Annotated in this window: 23 protein-coding genes; 11 read left to right on the top strand and 12 right to left on the bottom strand. The window is 34.6% G+C overall.

Features of this window, described 5'->3' with window-relative positions:
- Nucleotides 1-31 precede the first annotated feature (31 nt).
- From Q73A0000_RS13610 to Q73A0000_RS13600, 3 genes are read left to right on the top strand one after another with little or no spacing between them, the layout of a single operon-like run.
- Nucleotides 32-1,291 (top strand): serine hydrolase domain-containing protein, encoded by a 1,260-nt coding sequence (locus tag Q73A0000_RS13610; RefSeq protein ID WP_193811481.1) that lies wholly within the window; start codon nt 32-34, stop codon nt 1,289-1,291.
- A 28-nt stretch (nt 1,292-1,319) separates the two neighbouring features.
- Entirely contained in the window at nt 1,320-3,020 is a 1,701-nt protein-coding gene (locus Q73A0000_RS13605) for an Ig-like domain-containing domain (protein ID WP_193811480.1), read from the top strand.
- Entirely contained in the window at nt 3,017-3,475 is a 459-nt protein-coding gene (locus Q73A0000_RS13600; RefSeq protein ID WP_193811479.1) for a heme-binding domain-containing protein, read from the top strand. Before Q73A0000_RS13605 ends, Q73A0000_RS13600 begins: the two co-directional genes overlap by 4 nt.
- Before the next feature lie 73 nt (nt 3,476-3,548).
- On the opposite strand, the gene Q73A0000_RS13595 is transcribed toward Q73A0000_RS13600, so the two are convergent.
- The 3 genes from Q73A0000_RS13595 to Q73A0000_RS13585 form a co-directional block, all read right to left on the bottom strand.
- Nucleotides 3,549-3,881, bottom strand: a complete 333-nt coding sequence (locus Q73A0000_RS13595) for a hypothetical protein (RefSeq protein ID WP_193811478.1) — start codon at nt 3,879-3,881, stop codon at nt 3,549-3,551.
- Entirely contained in the window at nt 3,881-4,696 is an 816-nt protein-coding gene (panB, locus tag Q73A0000_RS13590) for a 3-methyl-2-oxobutanoate hydroxymethyltransferase (protein WP_193811477.1), read from the bottom strand. The genes Q73A0000_RS13595 and panB overlap by 1 nt, the downstream gene beginning before the upstream one ends.
- Nucleotides 4,697-4,771: 75 nt before the next feature.
- Nucleotides 4,772-5,485 (bottom strand): Crp/Fnr family transcriptional regulator, encoded by a 714-nt coding sequence (locus Q73A0000_RS13585; RefSeq protein ID WP_193811476.1) that lies wholly within the window; start codon nt 5,483-5,485, stop codon nt 4,772-4,774.
- Between the two features lie 91 nt (nt 5,486-5,576).
- On the opposite strand from Q73A0000_RS13585, the gene Q73A0000_RS13580 reads away from it, so the two are divergent.
- From Q73A0000_RS13580 to Q73A0000_RS13545, 8 genes are all read left to right on the top strand, one after another.
- Nucleotides 5,577-7,970, top strand: coding sequence for a heavy metal translocating P-type ATPase (locus Q73A0000_RS13580; RefSeq protein WP_193811475.1), 2,394 nt, complete (start codon nt 5,577-5,579; stop codon nt 7,968-7,970).
- Between the two features lie 117 nt (nt 7,971-8,087).
- The gene (gene ccoS, locus Q73A0000_RS13575) at nt 8,088-8,309 is read left to right on the top strand and encodes a cbb3-type cytochrome oxidase assembly protein CcoS (RefSeq protein ID WP_193811474.1); all 222 of its coding nucleotides are present in this window, start codon (nt 8,088-8,090) and stop codon (nt 8,307-8,309) included.
- Between the two features lie 5 nt (nt 8,310-8,314).
- Nucleotides 8,315-10,594, top strand: coding sequence for a cytochrome-c oxidase, cbb3-type subunit I (gene ccoN / locus Q73A0000_RS13570; RefSeq protein ID WP_193811473.1), 2,280 nt, complete (start codon nt 8,315-8,317; stop codon nt 10,592-10,594).
- Nucleotides 10,595-10,615: 21 nt separating this feature from the next.
- Nucleotides 10,616-10,807, top strand: a complete 192-nt coding sequence (locus tag Q73A0000_RS13565; RefSeq protein WP_193811472.1) for a cbb3-type cytochrome oxidase subunit 3 — start codon at nt 10,616-10,618, stop codon at nt 10,805-10,807.
- 19 nt (nt 10,808-10,826) lie between these two features.
- A complete protein-coding gene (locus tag Q73A0000_RS13560; protein WP_193811471.1) occupies nt 10,827-11,702 on the top strand; it encodes a c-type cytochrome in 876 nt (291 codons plus the stop codon).
- Between the two features lie 90 nt (nt 11,703-11,792).
- The gene (gene ccoG / locus Q73A0000_RS13555; RefSeq protein ID WP_193811470.1) at nt 11,793-13,241 is read left to right on the top strand and encodes a cytochrome c oxidase accessory protein CcoG; all 1,449 of its coding nucleotides are present in this window, start codon (nt 11,793-11,795) and stop codon (nt 13,239-13,241) included.
- A gap of 8 nt (nt 13,242-13,249) precedes the next feature.
- Entirely contained in the window at nt 13,250-13,705 is a 456-nt protein-coding gene (locus Q73A0000_RS13550) for a FixH family protein (RefSeq protein WP_193811469.1), read from the top strand.
- Nucleotides 13,696-14,439: a sulfite exporter TauE/SafE family protein gene (locus tag Q73A0000_RS13545; RefSeq protein ID WP_193811468.1), complete on the top strand. Its 744-nt coding sequence runs from the start codon at nt 13,696-13,698 to the stop codon at nt 14,437-14,439. Before Q73A0000_RS13550 ends, Q73A0000_RS13545 begins: the two co-directional genes overlap by 10 nt.
- 133 nt (nt 14,440-14,572) lie before the next feature.
- Here the strand turns inward: Q73A0000_RS13545 and serS are convergent, their stop codons facing one another.
- From serS to Q73A0000_RS13500, 9 genes are all read right to left on the bottom strand, one after another.
- A complete protein-coding gene (gene serS, locus Q73A0000_RS13540; protein WP_193811467.1) occupies nt 14,573-15,841 on the bottom strand; it encodes a serine--tRNA ligase in 1,269 nt (422 codons plus the stop codon).
- 68 nt (nt 15,842-15,909) lie between these two features.
- The gene (locus Q73A0000_RS13535; RefSeq protein ID WP_193811466.1) at nt 15,910-16,404 is read right to left on the bottom strand and encodes a hypothetical protein; all 495 of its coding nucleotides are present in this window, start codon (nt 16,402-16,404) and stop codon (nt 15,910-15,912) included.
- Between the two features lie 15 nt (nt 16,405-16,419).
- Nucleotides 16,420-17,646: an oligosaccharide flippase family protein gene (locus Q73A0000_RS13530; protein ID WP_193811465.1), complete on the bottom strand. Its 1,227-nt coding sequence runs from the start codon at nt 17,644-17,646 to the stop codon at nt 16,420-16,422.
- 145 nt (nt 17,647-17,791) lie between these two features.
- On the bottom strand, nt 17,792-18,916 hold the full coding sequence (locus Q73A0000_RS13525; RefSeq protein WP_193811464.1) for a glycosyltransferase: 1,125 nt from the start codon (nt 18,914-18,916) through the stop codon (nt 17,792-17,794).
- 99 nt (nt 18,917-19,015) lie between these two features.
- On the bottom strand, nt 19,016-19,507 hold the full coding sequence (locus tag Q73A0000_RS13520) for a hypothetical protein (protein ID WP_193811463.1): 492 nt from the start codon (nt 19,505-19,507) through the stop codon (nt 19,016-19,018).
- Nucleotides 19,508-19,672: 165 nt separating this feature from the next.
- Nucleotides 19,673-20,455 carry a (Fe-S)-binding protein gene (locus tag Q73A0000_RS13515; protein ID WP_193811462.1) on the bottom strand — a complete coding sequence of 261 codons (783 nt, stop codon included), beginning with the start codon at nt 20,453-20,455 and terminating at the stop codon, nt 19,673-19,675.
- Nucleotides 20,456-20,536: 81 nt separating this feature from the next.
- Nucleotides 20,537-21,865, bottom strand: a complete 1,329-nt coding sequence (locus tag Q73A0000_RS13510) for a (Fe-S)-binding protein (protein WP_193811461.1) — start codon at nt 21,863-21,865, stop codon at nt 20,537-20,539.
- Nucleotides 21,866-21,876: 11 nt separating this feature from the next.
- Nucleotides 21,877-22,827 carry an MlaD family protein gene (locus Q73A0000_RS13505; RefSeq protein ID WP_193811460.1) on the bottom strand — a complete coding sequence of 317 codons (951 nt, stop codon included), beginning with the start codon at nt 22,825-22,827 and terminating at the stop codon, nt 21,877-21,879.
- Between the two features lie 125 nt (nt 22,828-22,952).
- On the bottom strand, nt 22,953-25,097 hold the full coding sequence (locus Q73A0000_RS13500; protein WP_193811459.1) for a peptidylprolyl isomerase: 2,145 nt from the start codon (nt 25,095-25,097) through the stop codon (nt 22,953-22,955).
- Between the last annotated feature and the right edge of the window lie 37 nt (nt 25,098-25,134).

Here is a 25,134-nt window from a genome sequence, read left to right as displayed (position 1 = left end):
TTGCGGAGATTTTTACGACAAAACCTTTTTAATGAAATTTTCAAAATCCTTCTTTTTACTCGTTTTATTTACGATTCTTTTATTTTCTTGCAAAAAAGAAAACACGGTTGAAGAAATCGCAAAAACCTCTTTACCCAATTACGGAAATGTTAATTTAGACGATGTTTTTAATAGCAAAGACAGCAAGTTACAAAACAAAGATTCTATTGTCTCTGTGCTTAATCGATATTATAAAAATGTTTGGGAGAAAGGTGATTTGTGGGGTGGATTTATCGTTGCGAAAGGTGACGAAATTCTTTATGAAAACTACCGCGGCTTTGCTCAGGCCAACAAGCAAGAACCCATTAATGATACCGTAGCTTTGCATGTAGCATCAGTTTCCAAAACGCTGACTGCAATGGCAACATTGAAATTAGTGGAAGCTGGCAAAATTAAACTGGATGATCCACTGACTAAATATTTCCCGAAATTTCCTTATCCGCAAGTAACAGTTTTCACGCTTTTAAGTCAAAGAAGCGGTTTGCCGAAATACGAACACTTCAGTGAAAAAATAAAACCTGCACCGCCGGAGATGTCAAAGAAATATTTGACGAATCAAGATGTTTTAAATTTATTGATTGAATACAAACCAGAACTTGCGCGTAATACTGACACAGGTTTTATGTATTGCAATACCAATTATGCATTGCTGGCTTTAATCATCGAAAAAGTGACGGGGAAATCTTTTCCTGACGCGATGAATCAAATGATTTTTAGTCCTTTAAAAATGAAACACTCCTATATCTTTCAGGAAAAAGATACTTTAACGGCAGCAAAATCTTTTTACCAACGTGGTCCGAAAGTTTATCCTTACGATCGACTTGATTTAATTTACGGTGATAAAAATGTTTATACGACACCAAGAAATTTATTAAATTTCTCAAAAGCACTTTATTCAAAGGATTTTCTCCCAGCCCATTTAAAGGACATGATTTTTGAACCTTACAGCAATGAAAGACCTGGCGTTAATAATTATGGATTAGGATTTAGAATGAAAATTTTTAACGATCATGAAAAACTCACTTACCATAATGGTTGGTGGCACGGAACGAATTCGGTATTCGCTCATTTGTTAAAATCTAAAGTAACGATTATCGCCATTGGGAATAAATATTCGAATCGTGTTTACTCAGCTTTGGCGTTATCGGGAATATTTGAAAACCTACCAGCTGAGAGAGAAAAAATTCAAAAAATGCTGAACGAAACCGACACACTGAAACAGAATCAAGCGAATGACAGTTACAGTGAATAAATTTCTTAATTTTGCACAAATGCTTTTCATGAAAAGATTCTTCTTTCTGGTTTTCATCAGTTTTCTATTAGCTTCTTGTGCACGAGTCGGTTCGCCGGTTGGAGGTTCAAAAGACACCATTCCACCACGAGTAACTGGAAGCAATATCGATAGCCCCAGAGTTAATGTTCCGCGGGATATTCGGGAACTTCGAATTGATTTTGATGAATATATTACACTGAAAGACATCAACAAGCAATTGATTATTTCGCCGCCTTTAAAACAAATCACCAAGATTCTTCCATCTGGAATGGGAAATAAATTTTTGTTGATTAAATGGGCTGATACTTTAAAGGAAAATACCACTTATAACTTTAATTTCGGAAATGCCATTGTAGATAATAATGAAGGAAACCCTCTTGGGTATTATAATTTCGCTTTTTCTACGGGACCAAAAATCGACAGTCTTTATATCAGCGGAGAGTTGAAAAGCATCTTTAATGAAAAAGATAAAAAAACAGAAGAAGGAAGTTTGGTCGTTGGACTTTATCAGGTAAAGGATTCGATGGATTACCGCCAGAAGCCTTACTATATTACAAAAGCAGATCCTGATGGATACTTTGAACTTAATTACTTAGCGCCAGGAAAATACCGAGTTTTAGCTTTTGAAGACAGCAATTCAAATTCAGTTTACGATATTGGAAAAGAAAAAGTGGGTTTCTTAAAAGACCCAATTACTTTAGATAAAAGTATTTCTGGCTTAAACATTAATCTTTACCCTTCAAGAAAAGCAGTGAAATATCTGGAAATGAAAGAAGTTCCAGGAGGAGTTTTAATGACTTTTGAAGGAAATCCTGAGAACGTGAAAATTATTCCGTTAAATGAAAAACTGAAAGATTACAAAGTGACTCATTCACGAAAATCAGATTCTGCGATGATCTGGTTTGATGCGACTGCGCAAAATATAGGAATTACCAGCAATGAAAATCTGAAATTCAGTTATGATAATGGCGTTAAAAAAGACAGCGTTTCGCTTTTCTACCGTTTAAATGCGAAGAATGAAATGTCGATTGCCAATAACCGAGGGAATTTATTATCGCCACAACAGGACTTTGTAATTAAGTCTAATTATTTCGTTGATAAAATTCAGCCTGAAAAATGGTCGTTGGTTTCTGATAGTATTAAACAGGAATTCACCGCAGAAATTTCTGAAAAAAATCCTTTTGAAATTCATATTAAATCGAACTTTAAAGAAGGTAAAAAATACGCATTAACAATTCCAAAGGAAACCGTTTCTTCTTTTTATGAAACTATTAAAAAATCGTATCGCTTCGAGTTCGAAGCTGATAAAATTGAAAACTATGGAGATTTATTGGTGACTTTGGAAAATGCACCAACGCAGAAATTCTGGATTGAATTAATCAACGAAAGCGGAACAGTTGCCTATTCAAAATATGGAATTGAAAAGCAGATTAATTTCAAATCTATAAAACCAGGAAAATATGATCTGCGAATTTTAGTTGATGAAAACGAAAATGGCATTTGGGATTCCGCAGATTTTGCAGATAACATTTTTGCCGAACCTGTTTATATTTTCAATAAAAAAATAGAAGTAAGACCACTTTGGGAAATTCGTGAAACTTGGGATCTTTTAAATAAACAAACAGAAAATGTTGAAAATTCAAAAGATATTGAAAAGCCAAAAAGCACTAAAACCAAAGAACATTTAAATACAGCCAACCCTAAATGAAAACTTTTTTAAATATTCTTTACTGGTTTCTGATTGTTATTTCAGTAATCCAGTTTATTCCAATTGATAGAACCAACAAACCTGTAGATCCGAAAGTAGATTTCGTCAAGGTTTATAAAACTCCAAAAAACGTGGAGAAACTCTTAAGAAACGCTTGTTATGACTGCCATTCTAACGAAACGATTTATCCGAAATACGCTTACGTCGCACCGTTTTCCTGGTCTGTTAAACATCACGTCAACAAAGGGAAAAAGTATCTTAATCTTTCTGAATGGGGAACTTTCAACCGCGATTTAAAAAAGAATATGCTCAATATGACCGTCAATTCTTTAAAAATATATACGATGCCAATGCCAGGTTATGTGGCTCAACATCCGGATGCCAATCTTTCGAAAGAAGACAGAACATTGCTTACTAATTATTTTGAAAACATTATTAAAACAGGGAATTACTAAATTTCCTCAACTATAGAAAAAGGACTAACGCAATTGCATTAGTCCTTTTTTTATTGAATTATACGAAGATGAATTATTGTTCTCTCGGTACTCTTGGTCTGCTGAAAATCGACATTAAAACTCCGGCAAAAAGACCGACTGTTTTCATCGCAGAGAATTGCGAATCAACTGGAATAAAAGCTCCAATGATACAAAGTCCTGCTGCGGCATACATTGGATACAAGAAGTTTTTATTGGTCAAAGTTGGTGCCTGTACAAAGAAACTGGCGCCGATTAAAATGTAAAATAATTTCTGATACAGAAAGTCATTGATTTCTGGTGAAAGGAGATTAAAAAATCCGACCAGGATGCAGACTAATGCTCCGATCGATAAAATTCCTTGAATAGTTGCCGTGTTTGTTTTCATTAATAACTTTCGTTTTCATTAGGGAAATCCCCGGTTTTTACATCTTTCACAAAACTGGAAACTGCTCCAGTAATTTCGGTGTATAAATCTAAATATCTTCTTAAAAATTTTGGTGAGAAACCTTGGTTCATTCCAACCATATCGTGATAAACAAGAACTTGTCCGTCGCAACCTGCACCTGCTCCAATTCCAATTGTTGGAATAGAAATACTTTCAGAAACTCTTTTTGCAAGCTCAGCTGGAATCTTTTCTAAAACCAAAGCAAAGCATCCTAATTCTTCAAGTAACTTCGCATCGCTCATTAATTTCTCAGCTTCTGAATCTTCTTTCGCTCTCACTTTATAAGTTCCGAACTGGTAAATCGATTGTGGCGTTAAACCCAAATGTCCCATTACAGGAATTCCGGCATTGATAATTTTGGTAATCGATTTTTCTATTTCTTTTCCACCTTCAATTTTCACTGAATGTGCACCGCCTTCTTTCATCATTCTTACTGCAGATTCCAAAGCTTTTTCAGAATTACTTTGATAAGAACCAAAAGGTAAATCGGCAACGATCAACGCACGATCTACACCGCGAACCACACATTGCGTATGATAAATCATTTGATCTAAAGTAATTGGAAGCGTAGTTTCGTGTCCCGCCATAACGTTGGCAGCAGAATCTCCGATTAGGATTGCGTCAATTCCTCCTGCATCCACCATTTTTGCAGTCGTGAAATCGTATGCAGTAAGCATGGTGATTTTCTCTTTGTCGAATTTCATTTTTCGCAAAGTCTCGGTGGTGATTTTTTTTATTTCTGAATGTACAGACATAATAAAGGGGTGTTGGTTGTATAAGAACGTTATATAGAAATAAAATCAGCGCTAAAATAAGTAAAACTTCTTCTACTAAATAATAACGTGACCTAGTCTAATTAGTTTCTCGTGGTTTAGGATTTTAATATTTCTACCTTCAACTTCAATCAATTTATCTTGTTTGAACTCAGAAATCAAACGGATTGCACTTTCTGTAGCGGTTCCGATGATGTTGGCAATTTCTTCTCTGGTTAAAGAAATCTTGATAAATCCTTCAGGATCTGTTCCTAATTTTTGTTCCAATAAAAGCAGGATTTCTGCTAATCTTTCACGAACTGTTTTTTGTGCTAAAAATGTTACGGTATTAGAAGACTCGCCTAATTCAAAGGCGATTTTCTGTAACATTACAAATGAAAATTTCGGTGCTACTTCTAACATTTGAAGAAAAAGACCAGAAGGTAAAAACGTAGCTTCGACTTCAGTCATTGCTTCCGCTTTCGCCTGAAAATCCTCACCACAAAGTAAAGAACGATAACCTATTAAATCTCCTTCTTTAATAAATCTAAGAATTTGATCTTTTCCGTAAACTCCTTGTTTAGATAATTTGGCAGTACCTTTGTTCAAGAAATAAACACCGTTGGGCACTTCTCCATCTTCGAAAATAATTCCGCCTTTATTAAATTTTAAAATTTGTTTGGCAGAAATATATTTTTCATAATCTTCTGCAGAAAGCATTTCTTTGAAAGATTCATCGTTAAATAATTTCTGTAAATTCTCTTCGATCAGGGCTTGTTTCTCTAAAGACATAATTGCATGACATTTATCAGCAAAAATAGCGTATTTAAAACCCTAACACAAATATATTTATCATAATTTTGTGCCTCCAACTTTAAATAAATTGTCAGAAAACTGTTTTCACTGTGGGCAAACCATAGATAAAGAGCGTATTAACTTCGATGAAAAATCCTTTTGCTGTAACGGATGTAAATCGGTGTACGAAATCCTAAATATGAATGATTTGGGAAATTTCTATGAACTGAATAAGAGTTCTGGAATTCGACCAAACGACGATAACACTTCGCAATTCGATTATTTAGATACACCCGAAGTTTTTACGAAAGTAACCGATTTCTCAGAAGGCAACACTTCTTTAGTTACTTTCAAAATTCCGGTCATTCACTGTTCATCATGTATTTGGCTGTTAGAAAGTTTACAAACTTTAAATAAGAACATTAATTACTCTCAGGTAAATTTTACCAGAAAGAATGTTCAGATTTCCTTTAATCATAATGAACTAAAACTTAGTGAGCTCGCTAAGTTCCTGACGAATCTTGGATATAAGCCAGTCATCAATCTGGAAACTGCCGATAAAAAAGAAGAAACTTTCGATAAAACTTTAGTTATAAAATTAGCAATCGCTGGATTTGCTTTCGGTAATGGAATGTTTTTCTCTTATCCGGAATACGCGGAACAAGTAATGGGAACTACCGATTATTGGATGGACACTTACAAAAACATGTTCCGATTCATCATGTTTCTTTTAGCGACACCTGTTGTTTTTTATTCTGCTTCAGATTATTTTAAATCTGCATGGTTTGGTCTAAAAAATAAAATCGTGAACATCGATGTTCCGATTGTTTTGGGAGTTTTGATGCTTTATGGAAGAAGTATTTATGAAGTCGTAACTGATTATGGTCCAGGATATTTTGACACTTTATGCGGACTTTTGTTTTTCATGTTAATGGGAAAACTCTTTCAGAAAAGAACTTACAACGCTTTATCTTACGACCGAGATTATAAATCCTTCTATCCTATTGCCGTTACGAAAGTTGATTTCGAGGGGAAACAGCAAAATATTTTATTGAATGAGCTGAAAATTGGTGACCGAATTATGGTTCGTAATCAGGAGATTATTCCAGTTGATGCTATTTTAATTCAAGGGGAAGGAAACATTGACAATAGTTTCATTACTGGAGAAAGCGCTTCGATCCCGAAAAAAGCGGGCGATAAAATCTTTGCGGGCGGAAAACAAATTGGTTCTATTCTGGAATTAGAAGTCATTAAAAATGTTGATCAAAGTTACCTGACTCAACTTTGGAATAAAGAAGCCTTTAAGAAATTCGAAACAGGACTCGATACGATGACCAACGACCTCAGTAAATATTTTACTTTTATCATTCTGGGGATTACGCTGATTGCCGGAATTTATTGGGGACAACATGATTTTGAAAAAATGTTCCAAGTGGTTGCTGCGATTTTGATTGTGGCTTGTCCGTGTGCTTTGGCACTTTCTGCACCATTTACTTTAGGACATATTATGAGGATTATGGGTCGAAACAAGTTCTATGTAAAAGACACTTTAACGATTGAGAAATTAGCGAAAATCGACACGCTTGTTTTCGATAAAACGGGAACGATTACACATAATAAAAAAGCAAATATCATTTTTGAAGGAGAAGAAATTCCTGAATTTGATTTAAAGAATCTGAAGAGTTTATTAAAGAATTCCAATCATCCTTTATCGAAAAGCTTGTATCATTTCTTAGAAATTGAAGAAGAATATTTCCCAATCGAACATTTCGTAGAAACTCCAGGAAAAGGATATATTGGTGAAGTGAGAGGGAAAACCTATAAAATCGGCTCGGCAACTTTTATCGGACAAACTTCAAAAAACCTCGAAACGGCTGTTTATATTTCAAGAGACGATCAGTTTTTAGGTAAATATATTTTCACCAATGAATATCGTAATAACATGTCTGACATGTTTTCGGAATTAAATGGTTATCATATTAATATCTTAAGTGGTGATAATTCTTCGGAAGAAAGCTCGCTGAAAAGCCTGGTTCCGAATGTGGAGAAAATGAAGTTTAATCAAAGTCCAGAAGACAAATTAAATTTTATCAAAATCCTTCAGGATGACGGTAAGAAAAAAGTAGCAATGCTTGGTGATGGATTAAATGATGCAGGAGCTTTAAAACAAAGTAACGTCGGAATTGCAGTGGCAGATGACACGCATTCGTTCACTCCGTCATCAGATGTAATTATGGCGGGAGATCGAATAAATGAGCTTAAAAAATATTTTGATTTATCGAAAGATGCGGTGAAAATTGTGAAATTCACTTTTGCAATCAGTTTATTTTACAATGTAATTGGGGTCTCGGTGGCTGTTACGGGACATTTATCTCCACTGGTAGCGGCTATATTAATGCCAATCAGTTCGATAAGCGTGGTGATCTTTACTTCTGTCGCGACTTGGGTTCGGTCGGCTAAATATTTCAAAATCAATCAGTAAACCTATTGCGGTCAGTTATTTAGAAATATTTTAAATTAACGATATTTAACATTTAATGATGAATATCATAATTTTTAAGTAAATTTGAACCGGTTAAAAACTAAATTTGCAAATGATATGGATATATTATATTTAATGATTCTTTGCAGTGTCTCTTTAGCTGTAATTTTCTTGATCATTTTTATAATAAGTGCAAGAAATGGCCAGTTTGAGGATGATGAATCACCAGCAGTTCGAATATTGCTGGATTCAGAAATTATAAAAGAAGATTCACCAGTTTCTAAAGAAGCAGAATCAAAAGAGAAGTTAGATAAACGAACAGAAGAAAAAAGTGATTAGTATATATGGAAACACAGAAGTTTAGTTATGACAATAACATTGTGCGCGCCTTCCTTTATGCAACAATAGTATTTGGTATTGTTGGATTTTTATTAGGACTTACGGCAGCATTAATGTTATTCTACCCAGAGCTTCCAGAATATTTTTTTGGGACGGATGATGCAACTATTGTTAGTTTGCAAAGTGGAAATCTACAAGGACTTATCAATAGCCACGGTGCTCTTGGTTTTGGCCGTATCAGAATGCTGCATACCAGTGCGGTAATTTTTGCATTCGTTTGTAATGGTTTCTTTGCAGGAGCATATTACTCTATGCAAAGACTACTTAAAACAAGAATGTATAGCGATACGCTTTCTTGGATTCACTTCTGGGGATGGCAATTTATGATTGTAGCGGTAGTTATTACTTTCTTAATGGGGATCAATACCTCAAAAGAATATGCAGAACACGAATGGCCAATTGACATTATCATTTTAGTGATTTGGCTTGTTTTCGGGGTTAATATGTTCGCTACGATTATCAAAAGAAGAGTTCGTCACCTATATGTTGCCATTTGGTTTTACCTAGGAACATGGGTTGCGATTGCAATGCTTCATATTTTCAATAACTTAGAAGTTCCTTTATCATTTACAGGATGGAAATCTTATTCCGCTTATGCAGGAGTTAAAGATGCCTTGGTACAATGGTGGTATGGTCACAATGCAGTAGCATTTGTACTAACAACGCCGGTATTAGGATTAATGTATTACTTCTTACCTAAAGCAGCAGACAGACCTATTTTCTCTTATAAACTATCGATTATTCACTTCTGGTCATTGATCTTCGTTTATATCTGGGCTGGTCCTCACCACTTGCAGTATACTGCAATCCCAGGTTGGGCACAAGCTTTAGCAACAGGATTCTCAATTATGTTGATTGCACCATCTTGGGGAGGAATGCTGAATGGTTTATTAACCCTTCGTGGAGCATGGGATAAAGTGAGGGAAAACCCGATTCTTAAATTCTTTGTTGTTGCAATTACTTGTTATGGTATGGCAACTTTCGAAGGTCCAATTTTAGCTACAAAAACTTTAAATAAAATTGGTCACTATACCGATTGGGTTATTGGTCACGTTCATATTGGAGCACTAGGATGGAATGGTTTCATGACTTTCGGAATGATTTATTATCTAATCCCAATCATGTGGAGAACCAAAATCTGGTCTGTAAAATTAGCAAACTGGCACTTCTGGCTAGGAACTTTAGGAATTATTTTCTACGCGGTTCCTTTATACATTGCTGGATTTACGCAAGGATTAATGTGGAAACAATTTAATCCAGACGGAACATTATTATACAAAAACTGGTTAGATACGGTAACAGCAATTATTCCTTATTACGAAATGAGATTCGTAGGTGGATTATTCTATATCTCCGGAGCTATCTTAATGTGTGTAAACGTTATTGCAACAGTTAGAAGCGGATCATTCCAAAAGAATGTACCTGCAGAAGCTCCTGCATTAGCAAAAATCTCCAACCAAAGAAAAGAAGGAGAAGGACTTCACCTTTGGATCGAGCGTATGCCGACACTTCTTACCGTATTATCTTTTGTTGCAGTAGCAATTGGAGGTTTTGTAGAGATTGTACCGACTTTATTAATTAAAGAAAATGTACCAACTATTGCAGCGGTGAAACCATATTCACCATTAGAATTAGAAGGTAGAGATTTATATATCAGAGAAGGTTGTAACGCTTGTCACACGCAGATGATCAGACCTTTCCGTGATGAAGTTGTACGATTCAACGGTAAAAACGGTCAATATTCAAAAGCTGGTGAATTTATCTACGACAGACCGTTCCTTTGGGGCTCGAAAAGAACCGGACCGGATTTACATAGAGAAGGTGGTAAAAACCCAAGTTCTTGGCACTACAAACATATGTTGAACCCAAGAGTAACTTCAGCCGGATCAATTATGCCACGTTACCCATGGTTAATCGCAAGAGATCTTGACAGAAGCCAAATGGTTGCAAAAATTGAGTTGATGAAGAATACATTTGATGTACCTTACACTAAAGCTCAAGTTGATTCTGCAGATTCATGGGCTGATAACCAGGCAGCAGCTATTGTAAAAGATATCTTCTCAGAAGCAGCTGACGTGAAAGAAGCATATGCGGCTAAGAAAAAAGCAGACGGTGCGAACTTTGTTCCATTAGAGAAGAAAGAGATTATCGCCCTGATTGCTTATTTGCAAAGACTTGGAACCGATATCAAAACAACTGAAATTCAAACCGCCAGTACAAAATAATTCATTTAAAAAGGAGCTCAAATGATACCTCAAAGCGTAAAAGACATTTTATCAAACGGCGAGAATGTTGGTTTCTACCAGACATTATCAATGATATTATTTTTAATTTTCTTTGTGGGTATTATCTTTTATGTTTTTTCAAGGCCGAAAAAGCATTACGATAAAGAAGCAAATGCACCTTTAGATGATGATATTGAAGATAAAGATCTTTAATTTAAAAAATTAAACTATTATGAGACAAAGAACCCCCGTCTATGTAAACATCGCTGTAATACTTGTGATTTTACTGGTTGTATATTTCATGTTTATACAAGAAACAACATTCCTATCTTCTCCCTATTTTTGGGGTACGGTAGTGATCAGTATCATTCTTGCTATGATTCATCATGCAATTGGAGACTTGATTGAAAACGATCAATTCAAAAAATTGACTGACGTAGAAAGAAGTGAATATATAGAATCTAAGAAAGTACCATACTTCAAAGCGCTATATTTAAGTGCGTTTAAAAAACAAAGTTCAACCGAAGAGAAAGATATTCTTATCGACCACGGTTTCGATGGAATTATGGAATTAGATAATCAATTACCAAAATGGTGGTTGGGTCTATTCTATTTCGGAGTTGCATACTGTGTCGTTTATATGATTTCATATTTCACTACAGATTTTGCACATCAATATGTAGAGTATGATGCAGAATATAAAGCGCAGACAGCAAGTATCGCGGAGTATGTTAAAAACACTCCACCTCCAACAATAGATAATGCAGTTTATTCTCCGGATAATATTGCAGCAGGTGAAGAAGTATTCAAAACAAACTGTGTATCTTGTCACAATGCAGGAGGTAGAGGTGGAATTGGTCCAAACTTAACTGATAACACTTGGATTAACCAACCGGAAAAAACATTATTTAAAAATGTATTCCACATTGTAGAAAACGGAGTTGCCGGAACTGCAATGCAAGCTTGGGGAAAGAATGGTGTATTAACTGGTTTCGACATTCAGAATGTTGCAGCTTATGTTTACCATATCAACCAAGAACAACCACCAATTACAGTGGCAGAAGGTGGGGCAGCTCCGCAAGGAACACCTGCTAACTGGGAAAAATAAGAACTAAAAAAAAATTACTATGAAAACATAATTCGTTATCTTTAATCAAATAAAGGTAACGGATTATGTTTTTTTTAATTTAAAAAAGAAATGTCAGAAGATCAAAATTATAGAGGCGGACAAGGTCAGGTAGTCGAAGCAGAAACTTTTAGAGATTCCGTGGGAACCATGGAACAGTCTGGTAAGCGGAGGTGGGTTTTTCCTAAGAAGCCTTCTGGTAAATTCACCAATTACAGAACGATAGTAAGTGTTTTCCTACTTGCTTTATTCTTTGCTATTCCGTTTATTAAGATTAATGGAAATCCATTTCTACTCATCAATATTCTTGACCGACAGTTTTTCATTCTGGGTCAGCCGTTCTTCCCACAAGATTTCTTTATTCTTGCTTTAGGCGCAATTACTTCGATAATATTCATCATTCTCTTTACGGTCGTTTTCGGTAGAATATTTTGTGGCTGGATTTGCCCGCAAACTATTTTCCTTGAAATGATATTTAGAAAAGTGGATTACTTAATCGAAGGTGACCGTAATAAGCAGATGAAATTAGAAAGACAAGAATGGGACGCAGAAAAAATCTGGAAGCGTGCTTTAAAATATTTCGTCTTCCTGATAATTTCATTAATTATTACCCACTGGATGTATATGTACATCGTTGGATATAAAGAAGTATTTCATATCATGGAGCAAGGTCCTTTCATGAACTTCTCAAGTTTCATGGTCATGATTATTTTTACGGCAGCGTTCTATTTTACCTTTGCTTGGTTTAGAGAACAGGTTTGTACATTGGTTTGTCCCTACGGAAGATTGCAGGGAGTTTTAATTGACAAACAAACGATCAATGTTTATTACGATTTTAAAAGAGGGGAAAACCGATCAAAATGGAGAAAAGGTGAAGATCGAACTGCAGAAGGAAAAGGGGATTGTATCGATTGTAACCAATGTGTAGTTGTTTGCCCAACTGGAATTGACATTAGAGATGGTCAACAATTAGAATGTGTGAACTGTACGGCTTGTATCGACGCTTGTGACGAAGTGATGGTAAAGGTTGGACTTCCAAAAGGTCTTATCCGATATGCGACTGAAGATGAGATTGAAAAAGAAATTCCTTTTAAATTTACAAACAGAATGAAAGCATATTCTGCTGTTTTGCTGTTAATGGTAGGATTCTTAGGATTCTTACTAAGCAACAGAGGTGTAGTAGAAGCGAAATTCATCAAACCGGCAGGATCTACTTATTTTGTAAGAGACGGTAATATCACCAATATTTACAACTATACTTTCCTAAATAAATCTACCAAAGATCAGCTGGTAACCATTAAAGTAATCGAGCCGCAACACGGTAAAATTAAATTAAGTGGTGAAGAAAAAATTATTCTTAAAAAAGATCAAATAACAAAAGGTACCGTCAACTTAAGTTTCCCGGAAAATGAAATAAAACTGTCGAAACAAAAAGTGAAAATCGGCGTTTATGATCCATCAGGTAAAATGCTCGACTCTTTCGAGACCAGTTTCGAAGGACCATTTAAAATTCAATTCTAATAAAAATTATGTTTAAAAAATTAACGTGGGCACACGGCGTAGTTATCGCATTAGGCTCATTTATCGCATTTATATTGTTTATGGTTTTTGGCTTTACTTATGGCCAGCAAACTTCAGAACTTGTTTCAAATGATTATTATGGTGACGAATTGGTTTACCAACAAGTCATCGATGCTAAGAGAAATGCAGAACAGCTAACTGAAATCCCAAAATATCAGGAACTTGCAGAAGGAATGAAAATTACTTTCCCAGCGGCAATCGCACCCGAAAATAAAAATGTAAAATTTGAACTTTTCCGTACCGATGATGCAAATCTTGACGTAAAAAAAGAAATCAATTTAGACGCAAACAATGAAATTCTTGTCCCAAAACAAGTAATCTCAAAAGGTCCTTACACACTTAAAATAAAATGGTCTCATGATAAAAAACCATATCAGGTAGATTATGATGTGTTATGGAAATAGCTTTAGTAATTTCTGCACTCGGATTAGGGTTTGCCTCTGGCTTTCACTGTATCGGGATGTGTGGTCCAATTGCATTATCATTAGGTTTAACTAAAAAGCAAGCGACCAATTATTACCTCCAAAATTTGACTTATCAATTTGGAAGGATTATAACCTACTCTATTTTAGGTGCTATTTTAGGAATCATTGGACAAGGTTTTCAGATGGTTGGATTTCAACAATACCTAACCATCGGCGTTGGAATTCTTTTAATAGTAATGGCTGTTTTTTCTTTCGGTGGCAAAGACTTCGCGTCGAAAATTCCTTTTTTAACTTCATCATTATTAAAGGTAAAATTAAACTTATCTAAACTGCTTCAAAAAGCAGATTACAGATCGAGATTTGCCACAGGATTGCTCAATGGTCTTCTACCCTGCGGAATGGTTTATATGGCATTAACCGCAAGTTTAGCTTCAGGTGGAATTTGGCAAAGTGCATTATTCATGGGAGTTTTTGGTTTAGGAACACTTCCATTTATGTTTATGGTAGTACTCGTAGGAAATTTAATGACCACTGCATTCCGTATTAAGATTCTGAAATTCGTGCCTGTCATGATGATCATTTTAGGCGGACTATTTATTCTCCGCGGACTGGAAGTTGGAATCCCTTATGTTTCTCCGAAAAAGGAAGCAATGCAAGTCATTCACAACGATTCTCCCGCTCATTTAAAAGGAAACCACGAAACTTGTCATTAAAACCAATTTTACTTTCCTTTTTTAAAACTTAATTAAAAGAATTAGATAACAAAATATCTTCAGTAAATTTTTCACTATTAAAAAAACCACCGAAATATCGGTGGTTTTCTATATTACAAAGCAATTACTTTTCTTAACTAATTAAATCAAATTTCGCATATTCTGCAACTTTCGCTGGAAGTTTAATTCCGTGCTCATTTTGATTGTTTTCTAAAAGCGCTGCCATAATTCTTGGTAAAGCCATTGCAGAACCATTTAAAGTATGAACCAATTGCGTCTTACCATCTTTCTTATATCTGCATTTCAAACGAGTTGCCTGGAAAGTTTCAAAATTAGAAACTGAAGAAACCTCTAACCACATTTCTTGTGCAGCACTCCACACTTCGAAATCATAAGTCATTGCTGCCGCAAAACCAGTGTCACCTCCACACAATCTTAGAATTCTAAAAGGCAATTCCAGATCTTCTAAAATAGATTTCACATGTTCTACCATTCCTTCTAAAGCTGCGTAAGAATTTTCTGGCTTCTCGATACGAACAATCTCTACTTTTTCGAATTGATGTAATCTATTCAAACCTCTTACATGAGCACCGTAACTTCCTGCTTCTCTTCTGTAGCATTGTGAAAAAGCAGTATTCATCACTGGCAATTCTTTTTCATCTAAAATAACATCACGATAAATATTCGTCACCGGAATTTCAGCGGTAGGAATCAGGTATAAATTATCTTCATTGATATAATACATCTGCCCTTCTTTATCCGGCAATTGCCCAGTTCCATAACCAGAAGCTTCATTCACCACGTGTGGAGGATTCACTTCCATATAACCAGCATCAACATTTTTATCTAAAAAATACTGAACTAAGGCACGTTGCAATCTTGCTCCTTTACCCAAATAAACAGGGAAACCAGCACCAGCAATTTTAACTCCTAATTCAAAGTCAATCAAATTATATTTTTTAGCCAATTCCCAATGCGGAATCGCTCCTTCGCCTAAACCTTCTACATCATGAGATTGATAAATAATTTCATTATCATCTGCTCCAATTCCAGCTACCACTTTCTCGTAAGGAATATTAGGAATTGAATATAATATTTCTAAAAGTCTGGCCTCTGCAACTTTTAATTTTTGTTGAAGATCTTGAGAATTTACTTTGAATTCTGCCGTTTTAGATTTTGCAGCTTCAGCTTCTTCCTTCTTCCCTTCCTTCATTAAAATTCCGATTTCTTTGGAAATTTTATTCATTCCCGCCAAATTCTCATCGAGGTCGAACTGCAATTTTTTTCTTTCATCATCAACAGAAACCGCCTCATCGACTAATTCTGTTTGTTTGAAATTTCTTTTATTTAAACCTTCTAAAACGCGTTCTTTATTTTCGCGCAAAAACTGAACTTGTAACATATTCTAATTAATGTGTATTTCTGTAAATTTCTTCGTAAAAGCTGAAGAATGAAGTGCAAATTTAGTGATTATTTCACGATTTTCACCGTATTCGGTTGACCTTCAACTTTAGTAAATTGAAGTACGCCATTATACCAAATTTTGGAAACCTGAAAAATTTCTGGTGTCGATAAATATTGAATCGTCATCGTATCATTAGTAATTCGGTTCGAATCATTCACTTTCTTTGTTAGCTTTAATGCAATTTTTGATTCGTAGGTTTTAGAACTACCTGAAGAATCAATTCCAATTCTTTTTGCACCAGCAAGATATTCAATATAGCTAATGGTGTCTGCATCTTTTTTAATTGAAACTGTTATTGGAGCATTATCTGTCAATCCGTAAACATCATTCATTGAGGAAGAAATATAAGATCCCGGCAATTTCACATTCAACATATCCTGACCCAAAGAATCGATATACAAATTGATAACCTGATCTATTTTCTGCACCGATTCTTCATCACCTCTACAAGCGAGGAAAGTAAGAAACGCCACCATTGTTAAAAAAAACAAATTTTTCATTGTTACAAAGATAAATTATTTTAAATCTTTCCAATAAAGATAGAACGAAAACAGCAGTAAAAATCCACTAATCGTTAAACTTAATGATAAGCTAATCGCCATTCCTTCAATCCCAAACTTCTTTACGAAGATGAACGCAAATGACACTAACATTATCAAATTCAACAAGGAAATAGCCGTATTCATTTTCATCATTCCTACGGCAGAAAGCAAATTCCCGTAAAGATTTCTTAAAAGCATATTAAAAGAAAATGTTGCTAAAAAAATCATGAAAATAGATTCATTTCCAGCATACTTTGAGCTAAAAAAGAATGACAAAATTTCAGTTTTAAATAAATAACCAATTACTACAATGACGCATGAGATCGGAATAAACAATTTATAATAATTAGCAATATAATTTTTCAAAAAAAGTTTACTCTTACTATTCTTGGCTAAAACCGTATAATCGCTTTGCATAAATGTAGAAGCCAAAAAAGTAATATTAATAGGTATTAAAAGACCAACCTTATAATTTGCAACCGCAGTTTCATTCATTAAAAAGCTTAACAGTAATACGTCTGCTGAGAAAAGGGCGTCAGAAAGAAGTGCAGTTCCTGCTGCATGGAGACCGAAACTCCATATTTCTTTTTTGGTAAAATTAATGGAATCAACGATTGCTACGAAATGGTATTTCTTATACCACAACAAGCACAAAAAGGGAGTTAAAGCGATAGCGAGAAGATAACCAATCAATCCAAAAAAATAAGATAAAAGTAATAACAATAGAACACCGCCTATATTAACAACATTACCAACTTTTGCAAAAGCTCTATTATTACCAAAAACCCTAAATTCTGCTTGAATATGATTTAAAAAATAATAGCCTACTAAGCGAACAGTAAAAAGAACGAAAATAAAAAAAACATCCTGATACTTGTTGATATAGAAAACACTAATAAGAAGAAAAGCCGCACTGATAAGCAGTTGATGTACAAATCCCTGTCTGAACAAATACTTAGAAAGAACCTTTTTTTCGCAATCATCTTGAATAATTGAACCGTAGCGCAATAAACTTTGATGACTACCGAAACCATTAAAAGACATGAAAATAAAAAATACAGAAGCAACAATACTTATCGTTCCAAATTCACTTTCAGGTAGAATTCTTATAATGAAAAGTGATCCCAGAAAACCACATATCTTAGCAATAAGCAATGAAAGAAAAACATGATGCCCTTTATTCTTAAAAAAATCGCTCACAAAAATATATAAACTTTTCACCTATTTTAAATAAATTATCTCTGATTTGCAGTTTTTATTTTAATCATATCTACTTTGACACAAAGAATTTCTGGTCGATTTTAAAAAATTGAAATTACGGAATTTTTTAAGAAATCTTCTTTTCTTAAGATAAAATCTGCTGATAAATTATATCAAATTTTTTCGAAATTATTTCAATCGAAAAATTTTCGTCTACAAATTGATGCAAATCATTAGAATCGGCAAACTCCACTTTTTTCTGTACAACTGCTTTTATGGCTAGATACAATTCCTCCTCAGAATTAGAGATAAGCACTCCATTTTTATCATTAATAATTTCTGGAATCCCTCCAACTTTAGTCGCTATTGCTGGCGTGCCGGTAGAAAGTGATTCTAATAATACACATGGAAAATTTTCATAATTACTAAACAAAATAAAGCAATCACTGCCACTCATTTTTTCAGCAACTTCATTTAAAGTCAACATTGAAAAGGTTTTAATGAAATTTTCTGCCTTATTCTCTTTGACTATTTTATTTAATTTTTCAACATCGCCATCACCGCCAATATGCAATTCGAAATTATCAAATTCGGTGCGCAACTTCAAAGCAGCAACAATAATCTTTTCTGGATTTTTGAGTTGAATTAAATTAGAGATATGTAAAAAAGTAAAAGATTTATTTTCCGATGTTGATTTTAATTTAAACAATTGGGTATCTACGACATTTCCAACAACATCAAACTTAGTTTTCCAATCTAATTCCATTAAATCATTTAAAAGATATTGACTGACGGGTAAAACAAATTCAGCATTATTCGCAATTATTTTAGCAACGAACATCTGAGATTTAGAAAGTTGATTATGATTCATTTTCAGAAAGCCAGACCAATGCTCGGTAATTACAAATGGAATTTTGAATTTTCTCTTTAGATAAACCGCAAATAACATCGAATTATGAAGAACGTTAGCATGAACTAAATCCGGCTTCTGCAATCTCGAAAAACCCATTTGATAAGCTTTTATTCGGCGAATAAAATTAAGAACTGGATTCTTGGAATTTTTATAATAAACAATTAATGTTCTGATTCCATTAATGATTTTATCATCGAAGAGATAAGTTTCTATTTGAGTAGCATCTCCAATGGAATGTAAAACTTCTACATCATGAAGACGAGAAACTGCTTCTGCATGTCGCTGTACGAAATTACCATTGGTCGGCTCCAATTTATTTGGAAACCAGGAGGAGATAAAAAGAATTTTGTAGCGCATCTATTAACTTAATAAACAAAAATACGGTTTTAATTAAGAGCAACAAAAAACCCTTTAAGTATAGACTCAAAGGGTTTCGAATATTTTAAAAAAACATTTTCAATCTACATAAATCCCAGCCCAACTTCTTCTTAAAGGCAAAAGGAAATCGCTTAGAAAAGCAACGTAGGTATTTTTAGAAAAGTCATAAACTTCAATTTCTTTTGAGATTTCACCCGATTTTAAACCGCTTCTGAAATCTTGCAATTTCATGGTTTTAACTTCACCATTTTCAACAAAAGTTGCTTTCATTCGATCGAATAAACCTAATTGGAATTCCTGATCGATTTCTCTCATTACACCTCCTAACGCATCGATTGAACAACCAGATGCTGCTTCTACATCTTCATCAACACATACGATGATAAATTGATTTTTTTCAATTTTAAAAGAAGATGAAAGAGGTTTTCCATGAGCAGCCCAAGTTGCCAAAAAATCATATAATTTCTCCGTAATTACTTTACTTTCTTTCGGTGTGAAAGTTCTTGAGGCTGGATAAATAATTACCCTATAATCGTTGGTTTCAACTATTGTTGATTCTTCAATTTTCATTTTTCTGCTTCTTTGTTAATTTCAAAATTCCGTAAACTACCATTAAGAGACTTGCTCCTGCACTAAAAAAATTTATTTTAGAACGATCAAAATCTGCTGACCAAAGGTTTAAGATTAATAACAGGAAACCTGCGATAATTAAAAAATACTCTAACTTTTTATTCATTATAAATCTTCGGCTTCAGCTAAAAGTTCTGCGATATCTTTTACAGAAACTTCAGTGTTATTGAAATGTTTAACGCCATCGGTCATCATAGTATTACAGAACGGACAACCTGTTGCGATAATATTTGGACTTTCGCTTAAAGCTTCTTCAGTTCGTTCAACGTTAATGTCTTTATTGCCTTTTTCAGGTTCTTTAAACATTTGTGCACCACCTGCTCCACAACATAAACCGTTGGATTTGCAACGTTTCATTTCAACCAATTCGGCGTCTAATTTTTGTAGAAGTTGTCTTGGCGCTTCATATTCTCCGTTTCCTCTACCTAAATAACATGGATCGTGGAAGATGATTTTCTTTCCTTTGAAAGTTCCGCCTTCAATTTTCAGACGACCTTCTTCCATTAATTTTCTAAGGAATTGAGTGTGGTGAAGAACTTCATAATTCCCACCTAATCCCGGATATTCATTTTTGATAATATTAAAACAATGTGGACAAGCGGTTACGATTTTCTTCACGCCATATCCATTCATAATTTCGATATTGGTATGCGCCATCATCTGGAAAATGAACTCGTTACCGGCACGCTTCGCAGGATCACCATTACAAGATTCTTCCTGACCTAATACCGCAAACTCTACCCCAACTTTATGTAAAATTTTACATAACGATTTGGTAACTTTTTTTGCACGATCATCAAAACTTCCCATACATCCTACAAAAAATAGAACCTCTGGCATTTTTCCTTCGGCAGCATATTCTGCCATTGTTTTTATAGTGAAATCCATTATTTAATTTATCGATATATCAATGTAACAGTTAACCAATTTTAGAATATTGTTACATTGTTAAATTTGTACTTTGTTAAATTATTCTTTTGCCCAATTCAAGCGATCGGCTTGATTATACTGCCAAGGCGCGGCATTATTTTCAATATTGGTCATCATCTGATTGAGTTCTTGTGGCGCTGCAGACTGCTCCATTACTAGGAATCTACGCATTTCAACAATAATAGAAAGCGGATCAATCAGAATAGGACAAGCTTCTACACAAGCATTACAAGTGGTACAAGCCCAAAGTTCTTCTCTTTGAATATGATCATCTAATAACTTTTTACCGTCATCTACGAATTTTCCATTTTTATTAATGTTCTTACCAACTTCTTCAATTCGGTCACGCGTATCCATCATGATTTTACGCGGAGACAATTTCTTACCAGTAATATTTGCCGGACAAACTGCGGTACAACGTCCACATTCCGTACAAGAATAAGCATTAAGTAATTGAACTTGCTTTAAATCAAAAATATCACTTGCTCCAAATTTTTCAGGAACGGCGTTTGGATCTGCGTCCGGCGCTGCTGCATAAGGATCAGCATTTGGATCCATCATTAACTTAATTTCTGCAGTAACAGAATCTAAATTATTGAATTTTCCTTTCGGTTCTAAATTAGCAAACCACGTATTTGGAAAAGCTAATATAATATGAAGATGTTTTGAATAATAAAGATAATTCATGAAGAATAGAATCCCCATAAAGTGAAACCACCACGCTCCTCTCTCAGTATAAATTAACGTCCCATCACCGAAGTTCTGAAATATTGGACCTAATAAATTGGAGGAAATTGGGAAACTGCCGTGAGCAGCCAGAACTTCTCTTTGTTGTAAAACCCAGTCTGAAGCATTCATGGTTAAGAACGCAACCATTAAAGCAAACTCAATAATTAAAATCCAGTTCGCATCATGTTTTGGCCAACCAAAAAGCTCTTTCATCGTTAAACGCTTAACTCCGTAGAAATTTCTTCTGATGAAGAAAACGACAACGGCAATAACAACAAGAATCGCTAAAACTTCTAAAGTTGCGGTGAAAGCTCCGTATAATGAATTTCCGAAAATGCTTGCTAAAAATCGGTGGGTTCCGAAAATCCCATCAACAATAATTTCGAGCAACTCGATATTGATAATAACAAATCCAACATAAACGATGACATGAAAAAATCCAGCAATAGGTCTCTTTCCCATTTTACTTTGACCAAGAGCGACTTTCGACATGGTTTCCCAGCGTTTTGCTTTTTGATCCGAGCGATTGCTTTCTTTACCGAGCTTTATGTTTCGGTGGATTTCCTTCAAGCTTTTAAAAAAAAGTCCGAACCCTACAACAAGGGCGATGAAGAAAATAATATTGTCAATATACTGCATATTGAATGGTTTTAGTCTTTGTTATTCTTTCCGAAAACTGAGAAATTTAAATATCTCTTAGGATTTGCTTTTAAATCTTCTACTAATTTATTCATATTTTCGGCAGTCTGATTTAGATTATCGTAAAGTTGCTCATCTTTTGTGAGTTTACCAAGACTTCCTTCACCGTTTTGTATGCCTGTAATAATACCGTTCAATTTATCTGCAGTAAGACTTAGCTTATCGATGGTATTATTCAATTTCTGTACATCAACTTCATCTGCAACTCTACCATATTTATCAATTGTAGATTTTGCACTTAAAGTCGCAAGATTAGCATTGTCTAACACTTTCTGAATACGCGGGTCATTATTGGCCAAAAGAGCATTCGTTTGTTTTGAAGTTCCTTCAAAAGCCGCAACCGTTTTATTTAAATTATTCAATAAAGCACGAATTTCTGCACGGTTTTGATCATCGAAAATTTTATTAGCATTATTCGTTAAAGAATCTACTCTTTTTAACACGGTCTGCAATTGATCTTTTACGGGACCCACTTGAGATGAAATGTTATTCATCATCGAAAGTTGGAAGCTACCGGAAAGTGTATCGCCATCTTTTGCCATTGGATTACCGTATTGTAGATTGAGTCGCATTTCTTTTCCAGACATCAATCCCGGTTCAAAAATCTCTAAAGTTGATTTTTTAGAAAACTGAAAATCATCATCAATAATTACCTTTACTACAAAATGTATTTGCCCATTTTTCTCAGTAACGGGAATGATTTTATCAACCTGTCCAACTTTTAAACCGTTTATGGATACGGGATTAGAAGCCGCCAACCCTTCAACATTATCAAACTTCGCATAAAAAATATTATCTGTAGTGAAGAGACTCTTTCCCTTCATAAACTGGAATAAAAATACGAATCCAATAATCGCTAAAATGGCTATAAGTCCTGCTTTTATTTCTTTTGTGAATTTCACTTTTCTTTAATTTTAGGGGACAAATATAATACATTTTAAATAAACCTCCGATAAAAGCACGGAAACCAGAAACAAAAAAAGCGACCCGTAAAAGGTCGCTTTTATCAATTATTTTATTTTAAAAATTATTGCTGTGAAGCTTTATTATAAAGTTCGATTCTATAATCTTTAATTTTTGCGTTGTCTTGTAAGCTTTTTAATAATGCTTGACCAAACTGTTGTGCGTTCTGTCCTGCAATCGCTTCAGTCATTTGCTTAAGGTCGCCAGGTTGTTTATTTGTTGTTTCAGATTTTTTCAAAACTACATAAACTCCAGTCATTCCTTCAACAGGATTTGATAATTTATTTTTAGCAACTCCAAATGCTGCTCCAGCAACTCTTGGCTCCATTGCGCCATTAACTTGTGGGTTCAACATATTTACTTGCGCAGATTGTTTCGTTACTCCAAATAGTTTAGCAATTTGATCTAAGTTCGTCGCTTTAGCTGCAGTGATTTTATCAGAAATCTGCTTAGCCATCAATTTGTTTTTCACCATCGGTTCGATTTGTTCTCTTACTGCTTCTGGATCTGCAGTTCCTGCATCTTGGATTCCATTAACGTAAGCAACAATTTTATCACCTGTTCCGTCTACTGTGAAAATATCAGTATCCCCTTTCTTTCTTTTCTTGTCAAAACTCCAAGCGATGATATCGTCATCTTTGTCAGTTCCTAAACCAGGAAGCTGTCCTTGGAATCTTCCAACCTCTGTTGGATTAGAGAAAATGTAATTATCTTTCTTCGCAATGTTTGCAAAGTCGTTGAAACTTTTTCCTTGAACTTGCTGAATAAACTTGGTCGCTTTCGTGTAGATTTCGTTTTCTGTTTTATCAGAAGCTTTAATCGCTTTCACTAAGTTCGCCACTTTATAAGTCATCGCTCCTGATTTCTTATCTTCAATATTAATGATATGATAACCGTACTGAGTTTCTACAACTGCTGTTGCTCCTTTTCCGTTAGTTGCCAAGAACTTTAAGTATTCTGGAACGAATGGTGTAGCAGGAGTAGTCCAACCCACACTTCCACCTTGTGCTGCAGAACCTGGATCAGATGAATACTTTAAGAATTCTGTGAATTTAGATGGATCTGCTTTTACAACAGCACCTATTGAATCTGCCAATTTTTTAGCTTGTTCTTTCGTTCTTGTTGCATCACCACCAGCTTGATTTCCTTTGTAAGAAACTAAAATGTGACGTGACAAAGTAGAATCAGACGCTTTTTTATCTAACACCTTAGAAACCACATAGAAGTTTTGTTCTTTATAAGGTCCGAAAGTTTCACCAATACTTGCGGTAGCCACCTTGTCTCTAATTGACATTGGCAACTGATCTTTTGAAAAATAGCTTGGGTTAAATGGTAAATCAGAATTCAATGCAATAAACATAGAATCGTTTTTTGTATTTTGAAAACTTTCATTTCCGCTTAAATCACTTCCTCCTTTAAATAATTTATTGATTTCTGCTTCAGAAGCTGTATCATCTTGCGCACTTGGAGCGGCAGGAAAATAAACAAGTCCTAAATTTCTACTTGCATCTCTTTTGAACAAGATTGCATGTTTATTAATATAATCAGATAAATCTGTAGTAGTTACTTTAACTGGATTTTTTTGAGCATACTGAGTATAGTCAACTTTTACAAAATCAATATCTGCAAGTTGATCTCTTTCTTTCATGATTTCCTCAGCTTCTTTTTTGCTTGCGGTAATCCCGGTAGTCACGTTGGCAAAAAGTTGTCTTGCCATCATTCTGTACTCGATCGATTTTCTTGTTTTCAACCAATTGTTATATGCTTCAACATTGGTTCCTTTCATTTGTTCTACTTGACTTTTAAGTTCCTGAACTTTGAAATTACCTTTCTCGTCAAACAACTCTTTATTCTGCGCAAACATAGGATCAAACTGCAATTGATTCCAGAACATGTCTTCTGTTAAAGTCAAACCCATTTTCTCAAACTGCTGTTTGATGAGTTTAGACTGCACTAACATTTGCCAAGTCTGCTCTTCCAATCCTTTTGTAGGTTGGCCTTGCTGTTGGGCTTGCTGCTGAAGCATGAAAAGTTGATCATCGAAATCTTCTTTAGAAATCTCTTCTCCGTTTACTTTACCGTAAACACCTGGCTCTGCGCCAAATAGCTTTTCAAGACTATCGGGATTCACCACGAAAGCCAACATTGCAACTGCAATAATCCCCATCAAAAGCCAAGGTCTGTTTCTTATTTGTCCTAAAATTGCCATTTTTTTGTATAATTTTATCAGTTTGCGAAAATACACA

Origin of the sequence: Kaistella flava (ex Peng et al. 2021) (genome assembly GCF_015191005.1) — a bacterium.
Taxonomy (GTDB): domain Bacteria; phylum Bacteroidota; class Bacteroidia; order Flavobacteriales; family Weeksellaceae; genus Kaistella; species Kaistella flava.
The sequence above is the reverse complement of the archived record's forward strand: the minus strand, read 5'-3'. Positions and strand labels throughout refer to the sequence as shown.

Bases quoted from the DNA above. Each gene is read 5' to 3' on its own strand.
- Q73A0000_RS13585 (WP_193811476.1), bottom strand. From the start codon at position 5,485: ATGTCTTTAGAGAAACAAGCCCTGATCGAAGAGAATTTACAGAAATTA.
- Q73A0000_RS13610 (WP_193811481.1), top strand. From the start codon at position 32: ATGAAATTTTCAAAATCCTTCTTTTTACTCGTTTTATTTACGATTCTT.
- Q73A0000_RS13525 (WP_193811464.1), bottom strand. From the start codon at position 18,916: ATGCGCTACAAAATTCTTTTTATCTCCTCCTGGTTTCCAAATAAATTG.
- ccoN (WP_193811473.1), top strand. From the start codon at position 8,315: ATGGAAACACAGAAGTTTAGTTATGACAATAACATTGTGCGCGCCTTC.
- Q73A0000_RS13515 (WP_193811462.1), bottom strand. From the start codon at position 20,455: ATGGATTTCACTATAAAAACAATGGCAGAATATGCTGCCGAAGGAAAA.
- Q73A0000_RS13550 (WP_193811469.1), top strand. From the start codon at position 13,250: ATGTTTAAAAAATTAACGTGGGCACACGGCGTAGTTATCGCATTAGGC.
- Q73A0000_RS13520 (WP_193811463.1), bottom strand. From the start codon at position 19,507: ATGAAAATTGAAGAATCAACAATAGTTGAAACCAACGATTATAGGGTA.
- Q73A0000_RS13595 (WP_193811478.1), bottom strand. From the start codon at position 3,881: ATGAAAACAAACACGGCAACTATTCAAGGAATTTTATCGATCGGAGCA.
- Q73A0000_RS13535 (WP_193811466.1), bottom strand. From the start codon at position 16,404: ATGAAAAATTTGTTTTTTTTAACAATGGTGGCGTTTCTTACTTTCCTC.
- Q73A0000_RS13560 (WP_193811471.1), top strand. From the start codon at position 10,827: ATGAGACAAAGAACCCCCGTCTATGTAAACATCGCTGTAATACTTGTG.
- ccoS (WP_193811474.1), top strand. From the start codon at position 8,088: ATGGATATATTATATTTAATGATTCTTTGCAGTGTCTCTTTAGCTGTA.
- serS (WP_193811467.1), bottom strand. From the start codon at position 15,841: ATGTTACAAGTTCAGTTTTTGCGCGAAAATAAAGAACGCGTTTTAGAA.
- Q73A0000_RS13510 (WP_193811461.1), bottom strand. From the start codon at position 21,865: ATGCAGTATATTGACAATATTATTTTCTTCATCGCCCTTGTTGTAGGG.
- Q73A0000_RS13500 (WP_193811459.1), bottom strand. From the start codon at position 25,097: ATGGCAATTTTAGGACAAATAAGAAACAGACCTTGGCTTTTGATGGGG.
- panB (WP_193811477.1), bottom strand. From the start codon at position 4,696: ATGTCTGTACATTCAGAAATAAAAAAAATCACCACCGAGACTTTGCGA.
- ccoG (WP_193811470.1), top strand. From the start codon at position 11,793: ATGTCAGAAGATCAAAATTATAGAGGCGGACAAGGTCAGGTAGTCGAA.
- Q73A0000_RS13605 (WP_193811480.1), top strand. From the start codon at position 1,320: ATGAAAAGATTCTTCTTTCTGGTTTTCATCAGTTTTCTATTAGCTTCT.
- Q73A0000_RS13545 (WP_193811468.1), top strand. From the start codon at position 13,696: ATGGAAATAGCTTTAGTAATTTCTGCACTCGGATTAGGGTTTGCCTCT.
- Q73A0000_RS13600 (WP_193811479.1), top strand. From the start codon at position 3,017: ATGAAAACTTTTTTAAATATTCTTTACTGGTTTCTGATTGTTATTTCA.
- Q73A0000_RS13565 (WP_193811472.1), top strand. From the start codon at position 10,616: ATGATACCTCAAAGCGTAAAAGACATTTTATCAAACGGCGAGAATGTT.